Here is an 18,182-nt window from a genome sequence, read left to right on the forward strand (position 1 = left end):
TAAATTAACGTAAAAATTTGATGTTTTACATTTTTTCAAAAGTAGAAAAATTTTATCGAAATCGAAGATTCGCCAACCGTTATTAACAGAAATAAAAATAATAACAGGCAAATTTCCTTTAGAAATTAAAGACATTCAAAAAAATTACAAAATATCCTAAAGTACCGTATTCACTATAATTTCAACAGTTATGAAAAAAAAATTGGAAGCCGATTTAATCAGCATTGCACATCGAATTTTAAAATTAAAAAATAAATCCGATATCAATCAATTGTATCTTGAAACACAGAAATTATATGAGAAACTGGCCGTTTTGAAATTTGTGGATGAAAATTTTGACACTTTAAAACCAACAATTGGCCGCAGTGAAATCGAATCCACGATAGAAACTGTTTTCGAAAAAGAAGAAACAACTATTCCGGCTACAATTACAGCGGAAGAAGAAATCCCTGCTCCGGTTGCAGAAACGGCAACTGAAACAACACCGGAACCTGAGGTTATTGAAGAAACAAAAGAAGAAATAGTTGCAGAAACCGCCGAAGAAATACTTCCGGAACCAGTTGTCGAAACTGTGGAAGAATCTGTTGAAGAACCTGCCGCAGCAATCGAAGAACCGGTTACCGAAGATGAAAAAAAACCTGAAACAACTGAAGAGCTTTCTTTTAGAACGGTAAACGATTTAAAACCAATTCCAGATTTCAAACCCTCGTTTGAATTGGAAACAGAAGAAAAAATAGAAGAAGAACCGAAAGCTGAAGCTCCTGCCAAATCAGATGCGGTTCACATTTCGTTTGAAGATATACTGGGTGTTAATTACGCTGATGCCCAATTTGTAAAAGTAGACAGTTTTGAAAATGTTACCTCTACTCCGCCTACGGCAACAAACGAATTTAAGGAAGCCGAAGTAAAAACGGCCATTCTGGAAGCTTCAAAACCGAAAGCAGTTCCCTTAAACGAAAAACTGGGAAAAGGTTTTCATATCGATTTGAATGACAGGATCGCCTTTACCAAAAACCTTTTCGGAAACAGTACCGAAGATTACAGCCGCGTTTTAAATCAGTTACTGACTTTTGATTCTTACCATGAAGCTATTGATTTTATAGACAATATGGTAAAACCGGATTACAACAATTGGGAAGGAAAAGACGATTATGCACAACGTTTTCTGGAAATCGTAGAAAAGAAATTCTCATAAAAGTAAAACACAGATCACTTCATTTGTTCGCTGTCGCCCGGTCACGAATTTATTCGTTTGAACTTTTCCAAAACAGCTGCAATCTGTGAATTTGTGAAATTCGTTTTATAATATAAAAAACTATGTCAAAATTATATATCGTTCCAACACCAATAGGCAATCTTGAAGACATGACTTTTCGTGCCATCCGCATCCTGAAAGAAGTGGATTTGATTTTAGCCGAAGATACCCGAACGAGTGGCAAGCTCTTAAAGCATTTTGAAATTGGCACACACATGTACAGCCATCACATGCACAATGAGCACAAAACGACCGAAAATCTGATTGCCCGTTTAAAAGCCGGCGAAACCATCGCACTAATTTCTGATGCCGGAACTCCCGCCATTTCAGATCCGGGCTTTTTACTGACCCGTGCCTGTGTTGAGAATAAAATAGAAGTGGAATGTTTACCCGGTGCAACCGCATTTGTTCCTGCTTTGGTCAACAGCGGACTGCCCAATGACCGGTTTATTTTTGAAGGTTTTCTTCCGGAGAAAAAAGGGCGTCAAACCCGATTTTTAGCACTTGCCGAAGAAACCAGAACGATGATCCTGTATGTTTCCCCACATAAGTTGCTAAAAACTTTGGTCGAATTTGTGACGTATTTCGGCGAGGACAGACAGATTTGTGTTTGCAGGGAATTATCAAAGTTACACGAAGAAAATGTACGCGGAACCGCCAAAGAAGTTTTAGCCCACTTTGAAAAAACAGCCCCACGCGGTGAAATTGTCGTAGTGGTTGCCGGAAAAACCATAACAAAAGAACCTAAGAAAAGTAAGTTTTCTAAGGATGAAAAAGAAGAAGAAGATTAAATTATTGATGCCACAAATTTTACAAATCAATAAAAAATAGTTTGCCACGAATTACACAAATTCCCACTAATTAAATTCGCGATAATTGGTGCAATTCGTGGCAAAAAAAGCCTAACAATTATGAGCATACAAGCCTTTTTAGAAAAATTAAAACAAACTCCGACTGCAATTGCTTTTAGTGAAACCATTGCAACTGTAGAAGAAAATTACAACTTTACTCCAACCGCTTTTCAAAACGGAACACAGCACAATGCTGCCGGAGAGAATTCAGGCTCGTGTAAAGTATTTGCTTTTGCTCAATTGCAAAACTTAACCAAAGACGAAACCTTAGCCTGTTTCGGAGCTTATTACTTTGATGAAGTTTTAGGAGATCCAGATGGAACCAACCATCAAAACATTCGGAATTTCATCAACACAGGCTGGGACGGAATTCAATTTGATGGGAATGCTTTGGAGTTAAAATAAAATGCTAATACCTTTTAAAAGTTACTAATGAAAGAAAGATTAGAAGAAATCCCGGTGATACTATTTCTAATTATAGTTGCAATTCCTTTATCTCTATTATTTCTTCCTATAATTTTTATTTATTTAGTCTTTGATTTTTTTCAAAGAAAGCGATTCAAAAAAAGATATAGTAATTATTTATTATCCATTGAAGGAAAAAAATTCTTTTGCTATACGAATCGAAAAAACAGTCATCACTATATTGAAAAAAATATAATACCAAATCTTTCAGGTGACGTTGAATGTGTTTTTCTGGAAGGTAAAAATTTAAAAACCGAATACATTCAGGAATACATTTCTCATATGCTGGCTGCCATTTCTGATCGAAAAGGTTTTCCATACGTAATAAAAATCAACAATGGAAAAGCACTGGGCAAATCGATGAATAATGAATTTTATACTTTCAAAAGTCAAAATAAAAGCCCCGAAGATTTACTAATTTTAATAAACAGCAGTTTTGATAATCTAAAATCATCACTCTAAAAATCTACAATAAAAAAATGCGTTGGACATTAAAACCAAAACCTTCTGAAGATAAAATTAAACATTTGGCTCAGGCCCTGAATGTAGAGGATTTTGTAGCAACACTTTTGATTCAGCGTGGCATTGAAACATTTGAAGCTGCCCGCGATTTCTTCCGCCCTTCATTAGAACACCTGCATGATCCGTTCCTAATGAAAGACATGGACAAAGCCGTTGCCCGAATAGAATCGGCCATCGAAAACCAGGAAAACATATTGGTTTTCGGCGATTACGATGTCGACGGAACAACAGCTGTATCTTTGGTTTCTTCTTATTTAAAATCACATTATCCGAATATTGCAACTTACATTCCGGATCGTTATGACGAAGGTTACGGAATTTCTTTTAAAGGAATTGACTTCGCAGACGATAACGGATTTTCCTTAATTATCGCGCTTGACTGTGGTATCAAATCCATCGATCATATCGCTTACGCCAAAGAAAAAAACATCGATTTTATCATTTGCGATCACCACAGGCCGGGAGAATTTCTTCCTGATGCTGTTGCGATCCTGGACCCTAAGAGAGAAGACTGCTCTTATCCGTATGACGAGTTATGCGGTTGTGGGGTTGGCTTTAAACTGATTCAGGCTTTAGGAAAAAACAGAGGTGAAAGCACAGTAGATTTAGTTCCGTATCTTGATTTGGTGGCCACGGCAATTGCGGCAGATATCGTTCCGATTACAGGCGAAAACAGAGTATTAGCTTATTTTGGATTACAGGTGATCAACAGTGATCCGAGACCGGGAATTAAAGCTTTGGTACATCAGATAAAAAAGAAAGTCTTAGATATCAGCGATGTTGTTTTTATTATTTCGCCGCGAATAAATGCAGCCGGAAGAATCAAACACGGCAATCACGCGGTTGAATTACTCACCGAATTTGATTTTGAGCAGGCACAGCAATTTGCCTCGGAAATTGAGCAATATAATGCTGACCGTAAAGATTTAGATAAAAAAATTACCAAGGAGGCTTTTCAGCAGATTATAACAAACAACGAAGAAGAAAGATTTTCTACCGTTGTTTTTCAGGAAGACTGGCACAAAGGTGTGATCGGAATCGTAGCTTCAAGATTAATTGAAACGTATTATCGTCCGACATTGGTTTTTACTAAAAGCGGTGACAAATATGCCGCTTCTGCAAGATCTGTAAAAGGTTTTGATGTGTACAATGCACTTGATGCCTGCGCCCATCATCTGGAGCAATTTGGAGGTCACATGTATGCCGCGGGAATGACCTTAAAAGCAGAAAACTACAAACCTTTTAAAGAAGCTTTTGAACAACAGGTTTCAGAAACTATCCTACCGGAAATGCGAACCCCGGAAATCGAGATTGATGCCGAAATAAACTTCAGAGATATCACACCAAAACTGATACGGATTTTAAAACAATTCGAACCTTTTGGCCCGCAAAACATGACGCCTGTTTTTATGACATCAGAGGTAACAGACACAGGTTATGCCAAAACCCTGGGTGCAGATGAAGAACACCTGAGGCTTTTCGTCAAACAGCCTGAAAGTACAGACGGAATTGCAGCCATTGGTTTCGGACTCGGAAAAAAAATAGATATTACAAAAAATCAAAAACCTTTTCAGCTCGCCTATTGCATTGCTGAAAACGAGTGGAACAATACCGTTTCTACTCAGCTTATGCTAAAAGATATCAGAACAAATGACAGATAAAGTAAAAAAAGCCGATCCGTATCAGGCACTTCGTTACAGAGAATTTAATGTGTTTTTGTTATTGCGTTTTGCCATGGTTTTTGCGTGGTCGATGCAGTTTATTGTAATTGAATGGGAAGTGTACAGCTTAACCAAAAACCCGCTTTCTTTAGGAATCATTGGTTTAATGGAAGTTATCCCTGCCGTTTCGATGGCTTTATTTGCCGGACACATTGTCGATCAGAGAGAGAAAAAAGGATTACTGGTAAAATGTATTCTGGGATTTTCGGTAATTAGTTTTGGATTGTTTTTATTGACGTGGCCAAAAATTGTAGGCGAATGGTCCCCAACTGTTATTTTATATTCTATTTACTTTCTAGTCTTTTTAGGCGGATTGGTTCGTGCTTTTTTAGGCCCGACTATTTTTTCGCTGTTGTCGTTAATTGTTCCGAAGAAAGTTTATCCGAATGCCGCTACCTGGAGCAGTTCGGTCTGGCAGATTGGTTCGGTTTTAGGACCTGCTGTTGCCGGTTTTTCAATTAACTGGATGGGGGTTCACTGGTCTATGTGTCTCGTGGTTGGCTTTTCTGTCTTTTCCTTAATGGCTTTATCTCAAATAGAGAAAAAACCAATTCTGAATCCTAAGATTGGCGAACCGGTTATGGAAAGTTTAAAAGAAGGAATCAAATTTGTATTCAACAATAAAACCATTTTGGGTGTACTTTCCCTTGATATGGTGGCAGTTCTTTTTGGAGGAGCGGTAGCTTTATTACCTGTCTTTGCACAGGATATTTTAAAAGTCGGACCGGAAGGTTTTGGGGTTTTAAGAGCTGCTCCGGCCATTGGTGCTTTTATTACCATGCTAATTTCGGCTTACGTCCCATTGTATAAGAAAGCCGGAATGAAACTTCTGGTTGCCATTTTTGTTTTCGGATTGTGTATTATCTTATTTGGTATTTCGACTCTTTTCTGGCTTTCTGTTGTGGCTTTATTCCTGAGCGGTGTTGCCGACGGAATTTCTGTTGTCATCCGCCAGACTATTTTACAGCTTAAAACGCCCGATCATATGCGCGGAAGGGTTGCGGCCGTAAACTCCATGTTCGTTGGTTCCTCAAACGAATTAGGGGCTTTTGAAAGCGGTTTAACAGCCAAACTGATGGGAACTGTAACTTCTGTTGTTTTCGGAGGAAGCATGACGCTTTTAACGGTTCTTGGATTCGGAATAAAATCTCCTACTTTCAGAAACTTAGACCTTCGAAAAGATATGGAAGACCATCAGAATATGGAGTAAAAATTTCTTGTACCATAGAAATTCCAAACTTTTAAATTGCTTCGCCTATTCGCTATCGCTCGGGTCCAAATTCCAATATTCTTTAACTGAAAATTTTCAATCTTTTATGAATTTTTTATTTAGAATTAATATAAATAATATTTATATTTGTTGAAATAAAAGATTTACGATGAGAGAAATTGAACAAATTTACCACAACAATTTTGGAATAGCCTTTTACTGGAAAAAGGGAAAAGAAGTTATCTCAGAGAAAGTACAGTTAGTTTTTAAAGAAACCGGTTTCTATTTTACAGTGGCAGAACTGAATCAATTCTGCGACTTGATTGAAAACAGTCTTATTGAAAATGCGTGTTGTGATGCATGTGAATTAAAAAACTCCTGTCATAAATTTTTGCTCAAAACACCTTGTGCCGCGATTGATTTAGCGGTTTCGATGAAAGAATTAAAATCCATTAAAGATTTAGTCGAAGGTTCTTTATTCAAAATTGAACTGGAAGAGTATGTTTACGGCGTCGGCCTAAACTAAGAAGCATTCTAATATTATTTAACAGTTATTTTTCATTAAAGAAATATATTTTAGATTTAAACTAAAAAAAGTATATTTACTACAATGAAAAAAATAAGGTTTCTTTTTGCCCTAGTTGTTTTGGCGGTTCTGCTGACAAACTGCACCAACAAATCTGACGAATACATTGATCCGCGCGGAACCGATTATGCCGGTTCGGAAAGCTGCATTCAATGTCATCAGACGCAATATGAATCTGCTTTTCACAGTTCCCATTTTAAAGCTTCCGCTCCCGCAACCAAAGAAAATATCCTGGGACATTTTACCAATGGCAAAAATACATTCGTTTATGACAAAGACACTAAGCTTGTCATGGAAGAACGTAACGACAGTCTTTATCAGGTTGTATACAAAAATGGAAAGGAAGTTAAGGCTTATCCTTTTGAAATTCTTTTCGGAACCAAACATGCCCAGACGAGTGCGTACTGGAAAAATCATTTTACTTACGAACTGCCTGTTTCTTACTACAAATCAATCAACAGCTGGGCGACAAGTCCCGGATATTCCGCTACAATTCCCAATTTTGAGAGAGAAATTGACAAGGAATGTTTTGCCTGCCATAGTTCTAATATTGCAAGCCGATATGTTACAACAAGTTCTGACAGTATTACTTTTATGACCATGGAAGTGGAAGAATTCATGAATAAAAAAACAATGCTGTACGGAATAGATTGCGAGCGTTGCCACGGACCTGCCAAAAAACACGTTCAGACGCATTTAAAGTTTCCGGATTTAAAAATCGCCCAGGACATTGTCGCATTCAAAAACTTAAACAGACAGCAAAAAATAGATGCCTGCGCTTTATGCCATTCGGGAAATGCTAAGATGAAACTAAAATCACGATTTAAGTTCAGACCAGGAGAGAAACTTACCGATTATTTCATGGAGAGATCGGGTACACCGGATACCGTAAATTATGATGTTCATGGCAATCAAATGGGGCTGCTGTCGCAAAGTAAATGTTTCAAAAAAAGCCCGACTATGGATTGCATGTCCTGTCATAATCCGCATCAGGATGCCTCGCAAAACCTTGGCTCTTATTCTAAAATCTGCATGAGCTGCCATCAGCAAACCAAACACAAAGCAGCAACTGTAAAAACACTTTCGAAAACAATGCTGGCGAATAATTGTGTGGAATGCCATATGCCGAAACAGGATTCGAAAGCTATTTATTTTCAGCAATCCAATAAGGCTCCGATTACCAGTTATTCTTTAAGAACACATAAAATCGGAATTTATCCTGCAGTCAAAAAGTAGTTATTTTTCGAATTTCTGAAGCTCAAAAGTTTCGCCATCAAAAACACCATAGGTAAAATATCCAATCCAGTCACCCAGATTTACATAATTGGAATTTTCCCCAACCGGAATAATCATTGGCAAATGACGATGGCCGAAAATAAAGTAATTATAATGTCTGGTTTCAAGCTTACGTTTGGCATATAAAACCAGCCATTCGTTTTCTTCACCCAGGAATTTCACATCTTCATCACCTGAAATCAATTTATTTTTTACCGAAAGATACTGTGCCAGACGAACCCCAACATCAGGATGCAGCCAACGGAAAAGCCATTTGGAAAAAGGATTTGTAAATACTTTTTTCATTCGTTTATAGCCTTTGTCCCCGGGTCCTTTACCGTCTCCGTGGCCAATTAAAAACGTTTTCCCATTAAAGGTGAATTCTTTATTGTCATGATAAACCGGAATATTCAATTCCGTCTGAAAGTAATCACTCATCCACAAATCGTGATTTCCGACAAAAAAATAAATTGGAATTCCGCTATCCCGAATTTCAGCCAGTTTTCCCAAAACGCGTACAAAACCTTTTGGCACTACTGTTTTATATTCAAACCAAAAATCAAACAAATCCCCCAGCAGGAAGATCGCTTCGGCATCCTGTTTGACTTCATCCAGCCACGCTACAAATTTTCGTTCACGCGGCAAACTCAACTCCGGAGTCGGAGCTCCAAAATGCTGATCAGAAGCGAAATATACTTTTTTCATGAATTGTGAATTATGATCGTTTGGAATTTGGAATTTGGAATTTTCTTATTGGAATTTAAACATTATCACTCGCAAACCATTCGGCGAATGAAGATTCTGTTTCCTGAAGTTTAAGGGAAAAAAGTGAAATTCCGGCAGGCAGACGCGCGATGATCCTTTCTGAGAAATCGACTACCATATTTTCGCTTGTTGGCTGATAATCTACTAAAATCACATGATGCCCACGATTTTTCAATTCATTAGCCAGTTCGATATGTGGTGTTGTTTCATTAAAAACAGTCGCATGATCAAACTGATCGACGATTTCTTCCTTTACAATTTTCTTTAGATCCGAAAAATCGATAACCATTCCGTATTTCACATTCGACCGGTCTGTGATTGGTGAGCCAATAACTGTTACCGATAATTTATAACTGTGGCCATGAACGTTTTTACATTTTCCGTCGTAACCGTACAAAGCGTGACCGGTTTCGAAACTAAATTGTTTTGTAATTCTGATATTACTCATCGATTTGAATTTTAGGTTGCAAATTTACAAATTAATAACCGTTTTCATCTCTTTTTTTAGCTTTGTTATCTCTGCCACAGATTTCCCAGATTTAAATGATTAATCCTCCTAATCCTGAAATCTGTGGCAAAAAATTAAACGCATAAAAACATCGGGGCTTATGATGATCACTTTGACAACTTTCAGAAACTGAGACTGAGACTGGGACTGGGACTGAGACTAAAACATTTACTTCTTAAACTGCGTCAAAGCATTTCTGGTAAAATCGGATAAGACCAATTTACCTGTAATGGCGGCACGTTCCAAAAGTAATGAGTCCCAGTTTTCCGTTCCTTCCCAGATGATTTTTTTCATTTCTGATAATGCCTGCGGATTATACGAACTTAATTTTTGGGCAAAATCTTCAACAGCCGAATCAAGTTCATTAGCAGTACAGATGGCGGAGAAAAGTCCGTTTTGTAAGGCCCAGTCAGCCGGTTTCCATTCGTGGGCTGCCAATGTCATTTCGGCCATCGCAGTTTTTCCTATTTTACGCGAAACCGCAGGCTCAATTACAAAAGGTCCTATACCGATTGCCAGTTCAGAAAGTTTTACGGCGCTTTCAGGCGTTGCCAGGGCATAATCGCAGGCAGCTATAATTCCTACGCCTCCGCCAACCGCTTTTCCCTGAACACGGCCAATAATAATTTTCGAACATTTTCGCATCGCGTTTATCAAGTGAGCAAAACCGGAGAAAAACGCTTTGCCCTCTTCCTCATTTTCGACTGCAAGAAGTTCATCAAAAGAAGCGCCTGAACAGAAAACCTTACTTCCTTCACTTTGCAGGACAACGACGGAAACCTTGTCATTACTGCTTAACAGATTAATTTCGGAAGTAAGCCGATCCAATAATTGCCTTGGAAAAGAATTACTGGCCGGGTGACCAAACTGTACCGTTGCAACGGCATTTTGAATAGTAGTCTGCAAAGATCCGCTTTGATATTCTGAACTCATAGAAATAGTTTTTGATCGTAAAGTTACGATTTTGCAACTATTTTCGTCCGAACACGTTTTGAAATTTGTTTTTTGAAAAATAATTGACTTTATTTGCTCTCGCATTGGGGGATTAGCTCATTTGGCTAGAGTGCTTGCCTGGCAGGCAAGAGGTGACCGGTTCGAATCCGGTATTCTCCACATCATTTAAAAAACCCTTGTAAAGCTAGCTTTCACAAGGGTTTTCTTTTTTCTTCCTTTTATTTACAGGCTATCGTTCGTTTGCCGTGTTATCCACATCCGGCTCCTCTTCTTCGTTTTTCTTAAAGTCATTATTTAAGAATGTTGTCAATTTCTTTTTTTCCTTTTGATTTTTCCTAATCATAAATACGACTAAAACAATTAAAACGGCAGCTACAATTCCTATTATTGTCCAATTGATTTCCATAACTTTAATTTTAGATTAAAGATAAAGTATTCTCTGTTGGTGCATATTATGATAAGGTTAAAACTATGCCTACAACCGGACTCCGATTTTTACTATCAAACATTTCACCTCTTTATCCTATCTTAATATACCGGAAAATTTAAAGTTAATTTGAAATTATTACTTATTTAAATTAACAGGCTTTTTACTCCAAAACTGTTTATTGTGTAATATGCACACTATTTAGAAATCAAAAATTACACTATAATTGATAAATTTAACCTAAAATTGACAATTTATTAAAACTTCTATTTGTACTTTTGCAAAAAAATTAGGAGGCATTGTAAGTTATTTTAATTCCTCCCTATTCATTTAAGTAAACATAAAATTGTAATTCGTCTAAAAACATATCTGAAGTAAATCGCAAAACAATCCGGGATCTTCAAAAAATAAAATAGTATCTGTTTTCTGAATTTAAGTATCATTTTTAAATATTTCTGAATTAGTACCCTGAAATTAAAGCATACCACATTCAAATATAAAACAAGTACCAAAGCCATAATCGATATGATTGTGGCTTTTTTATTTCAGTTAATTTCCATACAGCTCCCCTCATTATAAACAAAAGATAGGTTAAGACCGTTATTCTGCTATTTTCTTCTATTGAATAAAAATGCAGTCCAACTGACTTTTCAATTTCACAATCTTATAAGAATAATTTACTGCAAAATTTTCAGGTAACGCCGATCCAAAATATTTATTGTGTAAGACATCCGGAACGCAACATATTCATTATTATTGCATTACAAAAAAACACGTAAGTAAAGCATTACAATATAATGCCATTTTTTATTAATTTATTGAATTAAACACAATAAATCTCACAAGAAACTTGAAATATTTCATGATTTAACAAAAATAAAATGAGGATTTTCTTTGTTAAGAAAAATAAAATTATATTTTTACCGAAAAATTAACAAGTCTTTCCGTGATAAAAAATAAAAGCCGTTTGTTGCTCATTTTCAATTATTTACTAATTTTCTCACTAATATTTTATATTATAATTAGTTCATTTATTTCTAAAACAAAAATTGTTTATGTCAACAACAGCGAATTATTTGATGGCTTTGTAATGACCACTGAATTAAAACGTGTTGGCGAAAAGGAATTTATAACCCGAAAAACGGCTCTTGATAATTTATATTCCAAAATACAATCACAATCTATTTCTGCATCGCAAAAAGAAGCTTTAATGGCTGAGTTTATTAAAGGAAAGGAAGAACTTCAACAATTCAACCAGGATTTTGCTTCCAATGAATCCGCCAAAATCTGGTCCAGAATACACAGCTATACGGAAGATTTCTGCAAAGAGAACAATTACCAGTTAATCTTAGGGTCTGAAAACAAAACGAATGTTTTATACGCAGACGAAAAACTCACTGTAACCAAAGAATTACTTACATACATAAACAAGAGATATGAAGGACTTAAATAAGTTGTTTTGTATCCTTTTCGTTTTTTTATGTATTTCCTGCAAAAAAGAGACTAAGGAAGATACGAGAGAATCAGAAATCCGCGATCGCTATTTTAACTTAGAAAAAATAGGGTGGAAATCCCGTGCCTACACCCAGAAGGTAGATGATATCGGTTTCATCGCAACCGAAGTACCTATTCAATATTACCTGCTAAAAGATCTCGGAACCGAAAACCTGATTTCGGTAGACTCCCTGTATGAAGCAAACAAAAGAGAACGTATTATAGAATTTACTTTTCAGCAGGACGAAGAGAAAGATTTACTTGAAAAACAATTTACCGGGATAGATTACACCGATGCGGTAAAATATATGTCTTTCGGACTTGACAAGGATTTTTACGTCGTGACTTCAAAAAAAGATACCATTGCCTGTTCGGGGGTTACTTACGAACGCAATTACAAAATAGCGCCTTATCAAAAAGTTTTACTGTTTTTTTCCGGGATTGATCCCAACGAAAAAATACAGCTGATCTACGAAGATTATCTTTTTAGAAAAGGAACATTAAAATTTCAATTTAAAGACACCTATACTCAAATAGCCTTATGATTCAGCCAAAAATTAATAAGTTTAAAAAAACCCTTGCTATTTATTTAGCAATGATGATTCTTTTGGAAACAATTCAACCGATGCAGATTTATGCATTGACCGGAGGTCCTTCACAACCGGAATTTGAGTCCTTTACTCCTATCGGAACTTCGGATATGGTTGATTTGTCAAGCGGGGACTTCAATTACAACATTCCTATTATGGATGTGGGCGGATACCCAATCAACTTAGCCTATAATTCAGGTGTAGGAATGGACCAGGAAGCTTCATGGGTAGGTTTAGGCTGGGATCTTAACGTGGGACAGATTTCAAGACAGCTGCGTGGTCTTCCGGATGATTTTAACGGAGATGAAATGACCTATGAAAACAGCATGAAGCCCAACGTAACAGTAGGTTCCAACTATAATATATTTTTTGCCGCCTTTGGGGTTAATGAAGCCAAGGCAAGCGTTGGAATGGCGATTAAATATAATAATTATGACGGATTCGGAGCTACTGCCAGTGGTGGTATGAGCGTTCAGATTGCGGATAACCTAAGAGTCGGAATGGATTTACAATCCTCTGCTTCTGAAGGCGTTTCTGTATCTCCAAGTATTACTCTTGACAATAAAGACAAAAACAATACAACACAAGACAACATATTAACCGGAAGTCTTGGTGTTACTTACAATAGCAGAAAAGGGGTTGAAGGCATGACGCTGTCAGCCACCCGAAAGCGAAATGAAGCGAGGATCGTAAGGACAGCAAAAGGGAACTACGAACAAGGTTATTCATCATTTGGCACTGGAGGTGCTATCTCTTTTATTGATGCTTCTTACACTCCAACAAAAAGAGTGGGTATGGTTTCGACCAATTTCATGTTCAATTTTAATTTAGAAGGAGAAATCTGGGGTATTGAGCCCGGAATGAAATTTACGGGATACAGAACGAGTCAGGGAATCAAAAATTCCGAAAAATATAAAACGGAGAAGGCATACGGTTACGAGAATACCTATAATGCTGCCACTTCCGACATTTTAGATTTCAACAGAGAAAAAGACAGAACCTTTAATAAAAATACAACTTCGTTACCGATTACTAACAATACCTATGACATCTACAACATTCAGGGTCAGGGTATATCGGGAATGTACCGTCCTTACAAATCACAGGTAGGTTATGTATATGATAATGAAACCAATGACGATAGTGCCGGAGGAACACTTGGTTTGGAGTTCGGTACAGGTGGCGGTTTTCACTGGGGGTTTGACGCTGTCGCTACAAGAGGAAATAGCAGCTCGGCAGTGTGGAAAACATTAAATCCTGCTCTGAACCGATTTAAAGAGAAAAAAGACGGCAACAGACCCGATTACGAAAAAGTATTTTTCAAAAATATTGGTGGTGCACATGTAGACAAAGAGTTAGATTTATTCAGCACCCAAATGGGAGGCTATGATGCTGTAAAATTTGGATTAGAAGGTAGTAAATTTTCAAGACGTACTAACGTTAACTATTCAAAAAACAGTGGAACGATTGCCAATACAGGAATTCTTAAAAGAGAATCTTCCCGTTTGTCCAGAAACCAGTCGATTCAAAAATTAACCAAACTTGAAGCCAAAAGATTTGGTTCAAAACTTCAGGCAAACGAATATGCCAGAGATCATCATACTGCCGAGGTAAGAATTACCAAAGAAGGTGGGGAACGCTATATCTATGGTAAAACCGCCTATAACGTCATTAAAAAAGAAGTAACATTTGATGTTAGTAACTCCAGCAACCCTAACGAAAAAGTTAAATTTGATAAAGGTCTGGTAGAATACAATCCGGGGGTTGATAATTCTGCCAAAAACAAAAAAGACGGGGACCAGTACTTCAACAGGGTAACTACTCCTGCTTATGCACACTCCTACTTATTAACTTCGGTATTGTCACCGGATTATCAGGATTTAAAAAATGACGGTCCAACAGATGACGATTTAGGAAACTACACCAAGTTTGAGTACGAAAACAAAACTCCGGACAAAGACAATCTATACAAATGGAGAGTTCCGTTTATAAAAAATCACGCCAATTACGACGAAGGTTTACGTTCCAGCAGGAAAGACAACAAAGGAAATTATCAGTACGGGGAAAAAGAACTGATTTACATTAAAAAAATTGTAACCAAAACCCACGTGGCTATTTTTCACCTTTCCGTGAGAAACGATGCCTATGGGGTTGAGGGTGAAAATGGCGGCCTGAGCGATAAATCTAAAATGTATAAATTAGATAAAATCTCACTATACTCCAAACCGGAATATTTAGCTTCTGGAGACGAAGCGACTCCGATAAAAGAAGCCAACTTTGAATACAACTACAGTTTGTGTCCGGGTATTGACAACAGTATTACCAAAGAAGGAAAACTAACGTTAAGCAAAGTCTATTTTACCTATAAAAATTCTAATATGGGTAAATTCACTCCGTATGTGTTTACCTATGGTTTTAACCCTGCATATGACATGAAAGCCTATGACGTATGGGGGAATTACAAACTTCCGCAAGACAAACTGGGTCCTGATACAACATCTAATCTTTCTAATGCCGAGTATCCTTTTGTGGATCAAAGTAACAGGGAGACTGCAGACCAATATGCTGCGGCCTGGCTTTTAAAATCAATTCACCTGCCATCCGGTGGTGAAATGGAATTAAAATACGAGTCAGATGATTACAGTTCGGTACAAAACAAGGACGTCATGCAAATGTTTAAAGTGGTAGGAAGCGGTCCTAAAACAGGACTTACTGCATCGAACATTTCTAATAAAATTGAAAAGAGAGATCTTGGCGAATGTATTTATGTGGAACTAGATCATAAAATAGATGATAAACTGGCTATCAATGATCCGCAAATTGCTAAGATCTTTTATGATAAATATATAAGAAATCTGGGGGAAGCCGCTAATCCACTTTATTTCAGGTTCCTCTTAAACATGGTCAATCCGAATCCACTACCGGGAATTGACGGAACTGATAAATACGATTATGTAACGGGATATGTCAATATTTCGAAAAAATCAGCCGCTACCGATTATGGCTTTCTGGAAGTAAACGGAAAACAATACGTAGCCATTCCGGTGGATTATGTTGGAAAAGGAGACGGTTTTAATGCAAAATCCGAAGTAAACCCAATCACAAAAGCGGGATGGAATTTCGGAAGACAGCATCTGAACCGATTGGTTTACAGCATGAATAACGAAGAAGACACCACCGACCTGAAAAGTATTGTGATGGAACTCATCGGCTACATACCGACGCTTCTTGATATTTTTAAAAGTCCAAATGCAAAATTGGAACAAAACGGTATTGCCTCAAAATTTGTAACCGATAAATCATGGATCCGTTTATTTCAGCCGGAATCCAGAAAAATTGGTGGCGGCAGCAGAGTGCATGATATCAGGATCAATGACCAGTGGAATGTCATGACTAATAATCCAACCAAAGAGATTTACCAGCAATCGTATGGTCAGATCTATTCTTATGATACCGAAAACGGAAAATCTTCAGGAGTGGCTACTTACGAACCATTAGGTTGTAAAGAGAACCCATTTGTGAAACCCTTTTACGACGAAAAGAAAAGAGAATTATTACTGGGACCTGACAGCAGTAATTATGTGGAAGAGCCTTTCGGGGAATCTTTCTTCCCTTCTCCTAAAATAACCTACAGCAGGGTAACCGTTACCAATCTGCCAAGAGACAAACAAAATGCCTCTAATGAAATTACCAGTATCGTAAAAAAACACGCTACCGGATCTGTGGTAACAGAATTTTATACGTCTAAAGATTATCCGACTATTACGGATCGTACGACCTTATCGTCTAATTATGATAAATCATCAGCTCTGGCGAGCATTCTTAACCTGAGTGTGAAAGATCATATTACTTTATCTCAGGGATTTGCTGTTCACACCAATGATATGGATGGTAAGATGAAAAACCAGCGGGTATATGCAGAAGGTCAGACTGATTTTATTTCGGGAGTTGATTACAAATACAAAACCTTACCAACTAGCAAAACACGCCGCAACAGTTTAGGAAAGCTGGACAATACGGTTCAGACCATTGATTCAAAAGGAGTCATCAGTGATAAATTAGTTGGTGTCGATTATGACGTCATCAATGACTTCAGAGAAAGCAAATCCGTTACCGAAACTGCGGGTGTTCATTTTAATACTGCAGGTCTTCCATTGTTTTTGGTTTTAGTTATTGTAGCGGTTCCGTTGCCAAGTTACTCGAAACACGAAAGTATAATAAGGACAGCAGTAACGACTAAAGTAATTCACACAACGGCACTTCTTTCAGAAAAAATAGCCTATGACCTTGGTTCAAAAGTATCCACAAAAAACCTGGCCTGGGATGCAGAAACCGGAGATTTGTTACTGACTGAAACGGTCAATGAATACAATGATAAATATTTCAGTTTGAATTTCCCTGCTTACTGGGCATATGCCGGAATGAGTCAGGCCTCTAAAAATATTGGTTTGGAATGGGATATCACGGCAACAGGCGGTAAATACCAACTGAACGGAACGCATCTTGAATCTGATTATCTGATTGATGGTGACGAATTATGGTTAACAGGTTTAGCACCGGATAAAAAAACCAAAACATTAATGAAAGCCTGGGCAGTACATGTGACCGACAGTAACTTCAAACTGATTGATGACAAAGGATTGCTGATCAAACCGGAAGTAATCAATACGGCCAAAATGAAGGTAATCCGTTCCGGATACAGAAACATGCAAATGGCTTCTATGGCAAGTGTAACATCTATGACAAATCCGCTATACGATTATGATGCGAATAATACCATCGTAAAAGTAAAAGGAAACATCGGTGAAAATCCGTATATGTCTACGACTGCCGTTAACAGAATCGTCAATGCTTCTGCGGTACAATACAATGACAAATGGCCTTCTCAGTGTGAATGTGATTTACCAAAAATGACTTTTGCCACTAATGGTGAACTGACCTTTGAATACGAGAAGGAAAACAATACAGCTGAGGAAGATGATATCTTAAAAAGATCATTCAACCCTTACCTGTATAATATTCTAGGAAACTGGAGAGCCAATAAATCGTATGCCTACCTAACCGGTAGAAATTATACCATCGATCCGACTCCGCGTAAAACAGGATTCTTCAATGATTTCTTCCCGTTCTATGTATTTGATACAACTAAAAATACCTGGGGAAAAACGGCTGCCAATTATGACCGATGGACTTTTGCATCAGAGGTAACGCAGTACAACCCTGCCGGACAGGAAGTAGAAAATAAAGATGCCTTAAAACGTTATTCTTCAGCTTTGTACGGATACAACAATCGTTTCCCGGTTGCTGTGGCTTCAAACACGAAGTATACCGAACTGGCTTCCGATGGTTTTGAGGATTATGACTTATCAAACTGTGGAAATGCTTCGCACTTTGATTTCCAGGCACAACTGAAAGTTAACGATGTTTCTGTTTCGGACAAACAATCCCACACCGGAAGAAAAAGTTTAAAAATAGCACCAAGTAAAAAAGCAATTATAAAAAAACAGGTTGTTTCATGTAGTACGCCTACACCTGCTGTAACCGCTAAAAAATAATGAA

15 protein-coding genes and 1 tRNA gene are annotated in these 18,182 nt (G+C 37.4%); 12 read left to right on the top strand and 4 right to left on the bottom strand.

The annotated features are described in order from the left end of the window. Positions 1-190 precede the first annotated feature (190 nt). From LPB89_RS18495 to LPB89_RS18530, 8 genes are all read left to right on the top strand, one after another. A complete protein-coding gene (locus LPB89_RS18495; RefSeq protein WP_230703154.1) occupies positions 191-1,195 on the top strand; it encodes a hypothetical protein in 1,005 nt (334 codons plus the stop codon). 122 nt (positions 1,196-1,317) lie between these two features. Continuing rightward, a complete protein-coding gene (gene rsmI, locus LPB89_RS18500; RefSeq protein ID WP_230703155.1) occupies positions 1,318-2,046 on the top strand; it encodes a 16S rRNA (cytidine(1402)-2'-O)-methyltransferase in 729 nt (242 codons plus the stop codon). Positions 2,047-2,166: 120 nt separating this feature from the next. Next, positions 2,167-2,511 (top strand): HopJ type III effector protein, encoded by a 345-nt coding sequence (locus tag LPB89_RS18505; RefSeq protein ID WP_230703156.1) that lies wholly within the window; start codon positions 2,167-2,169, stop codon positions 2,509-2,511. Between the two features lie 27 nt (positions 2,512-2,538). Further along, entirely contained in the window at positions 2,539-3,033 is a 495-nt protein-coding gene (locus LPB89_RS18510; RefSeq protein ID WP_230703157.1) for a hypothetical protein, read from the top strand. Positions 3,034-3,050: 17 nt separating this feature from the next. Next, positions 3,051-4,754 carry a single-stranded-DNA-specific exonuclease RecJ gene (gene recJ / locus LPB89_RS18515; RefSeq protein ID WP_230703158.1) on the top strand — a complete coding sequence of 568 codons (1,704 nt, stop codon included), beginning with the start codon at positions 3,051-3,053 and terminating at the stop codon, positions 4,752-4,754. Continuing rightward, the gene (locus LPB89_RS18520) at positions 4,744-6,024 is read left to right on the top strand and encodes an MFS transporter (RefSeq protein ID WP_230703159.1); all 1,281 of its coding nucleotides are present in this window, start codon (positions 4,744-4,746) and stop codon (positions 6,022-6,024) included. Before recJ ends, LPB89_RS18520 begins: the two co-directional genes overlap by 11 nt. Positions 6,025-6,193: 169 nt before the next feature. Next, positions 6,194-6,550 (top strand): hypothetical protein, encoded by a 357-nt coding sequence (locus LPB89_RS18525; RefSeq protein WP_230703160.1) that lies wholly within the window; start codon positions 6,194-6,196, stop codon positions 6,548-6,550. Between the two features lie 84 nt (positions 6,551-6,634). After that, entirely contained in the window at positions 6,635-7,846 is a 1,212-nt protein-coding gene (locus LPB89_RS18530; protein WP_230703161.1) for a multiheme c-type cytochrome, read from the top strand. Here the strand turns inward: LPB89_RS18530 and LPB89_RS18535 are convergent, their stop codons facing one another. The 3 genes from LPB89_RS18535 to LPB89_RS18545 all read right to left on the bottom strand — a co-directional run bounded on the left by LPB89_RS18535 (position 7,847) and on the right by LPB89_RS18545 (position 10,091). Then, positions 7,847-8,590: a UDP-2,3-diacylglucosamine diphosphatase gene (locus LPB89_RS18535; protein WP_230703162.1), complete on the bottom strand. Its 744-nt coding sequence runs from the start codon at positions 8,588-8,590 to the stop codon at positions 7,847-7,849. 55 nt (positions 8,591-8,645) lie between these two features. Then, positions 8,646-9,098 (bottom strand): 6-carboxytetrahydropterin synthase, encoded by a 453-nt coding sequence (locus LPB89_RS18540; RefSeq protein ID WP_127340523.1) that lies wholly within the window; start codon positions 9,096-9,098, stop codon positions 8,646-8,648. Positions 9,099-9,326: 228 nt separating this feature from the next. Then, complete coding sequence (locus LPB89_RS18545) at positions 9,327-10,091, bottom strand: enoyl-CoA hydratase/isomerase family protein (RefSeq protein ID WP_230703163.1); 765 nt, start codon at positions 10,089-10,091, stop codon at positions 9,327-9,329. A gap of 106 nt (positions 10,092-10,197) precedes the next feature. Here LPB89_RS18545 and LPB89_RS18550 point away from each other — a divergent pair. Continuing rightward, a tRNA-Ala gene (locus LPB89_RS18550) sits at positions 10,198-10,271 on the top strand. A 70-nt stretch (positions 10,272-10,341) separates the two neighbouring features. On the opposite strand, the gene LPB89_RS18555 is transcribed toward LPB89_RS18550, so the two are convergent. Then, on the bottom strand, positions 10,342-10,518 hold the full coding sequence (locus LPB89_RS18555; RefSeq protein WP_230703164.1) for a hypothetical protein: 177 nt from the start codon (positions 10,516-10,518) through the stop codon (positions 10,342-10,344). Between the two features lie 967 nt (positions 10,519-11,485). Between LPB89_RS18555 and LPB89_RS18560 the strand changes: the two genes are divergently transcribed. Genes LPB89_RS18560 through LPB89_RS18570 form a run of 3 tightly spaced genes read left to right on the top strand, consistent with a single transcriptional unit; the run spans position 11,486 to position 18,178 of the window. Further along, positions 11,486-11,992, top strand: a complete 507-nt coding sequence (locus LPB89_RS18560) for an OmpH family outer membrane protein (protein WP_230703165.1) — start codon at positions 11,486-11,488, stop codon at positions 11,990-11,992. Then, positions 11,976-12,578: a hypothetical protein gene (locus LPB89_RS18565; protein WP_230703166.1), complete on the top strand. Its 603-nt coding sequence runs from the start codon at positions 11,976-11,978 to the stop codon at positions 12,576-12,578. The genes LPB89_RS18560 and LPB89_RS18565 overlap by 17 nt, the downstream gene beginning before the upstream one ends. Beyond that, positions 12,575-18,178 carry a hypothetical protein gene (locus LPB89_RS18570; protein WP_230703167.1) on the top strand — a complete coding sequence of 1,868 codons (5,604 nt, stop codon included), beginning with the start codon at positions 12,575-12,577 and terminating at the stop codon, positions 18,176-18,178. Before LPB89_RS18565 ends, LPB89_RS18570 begins: the two co-directional genes overlap by 4 nt. Positions 18,179-18,182 lie beyond the last annotated feature (4 nt).

It is taken from the genome of Flavobacterium sp. ENC (assembly GCF_020991415.1).
GTDB lineage: Bacteria > Bacteroidota > Bacteroidia > Flavobacteriales > Flavobacteriaceae > Flavobacterium.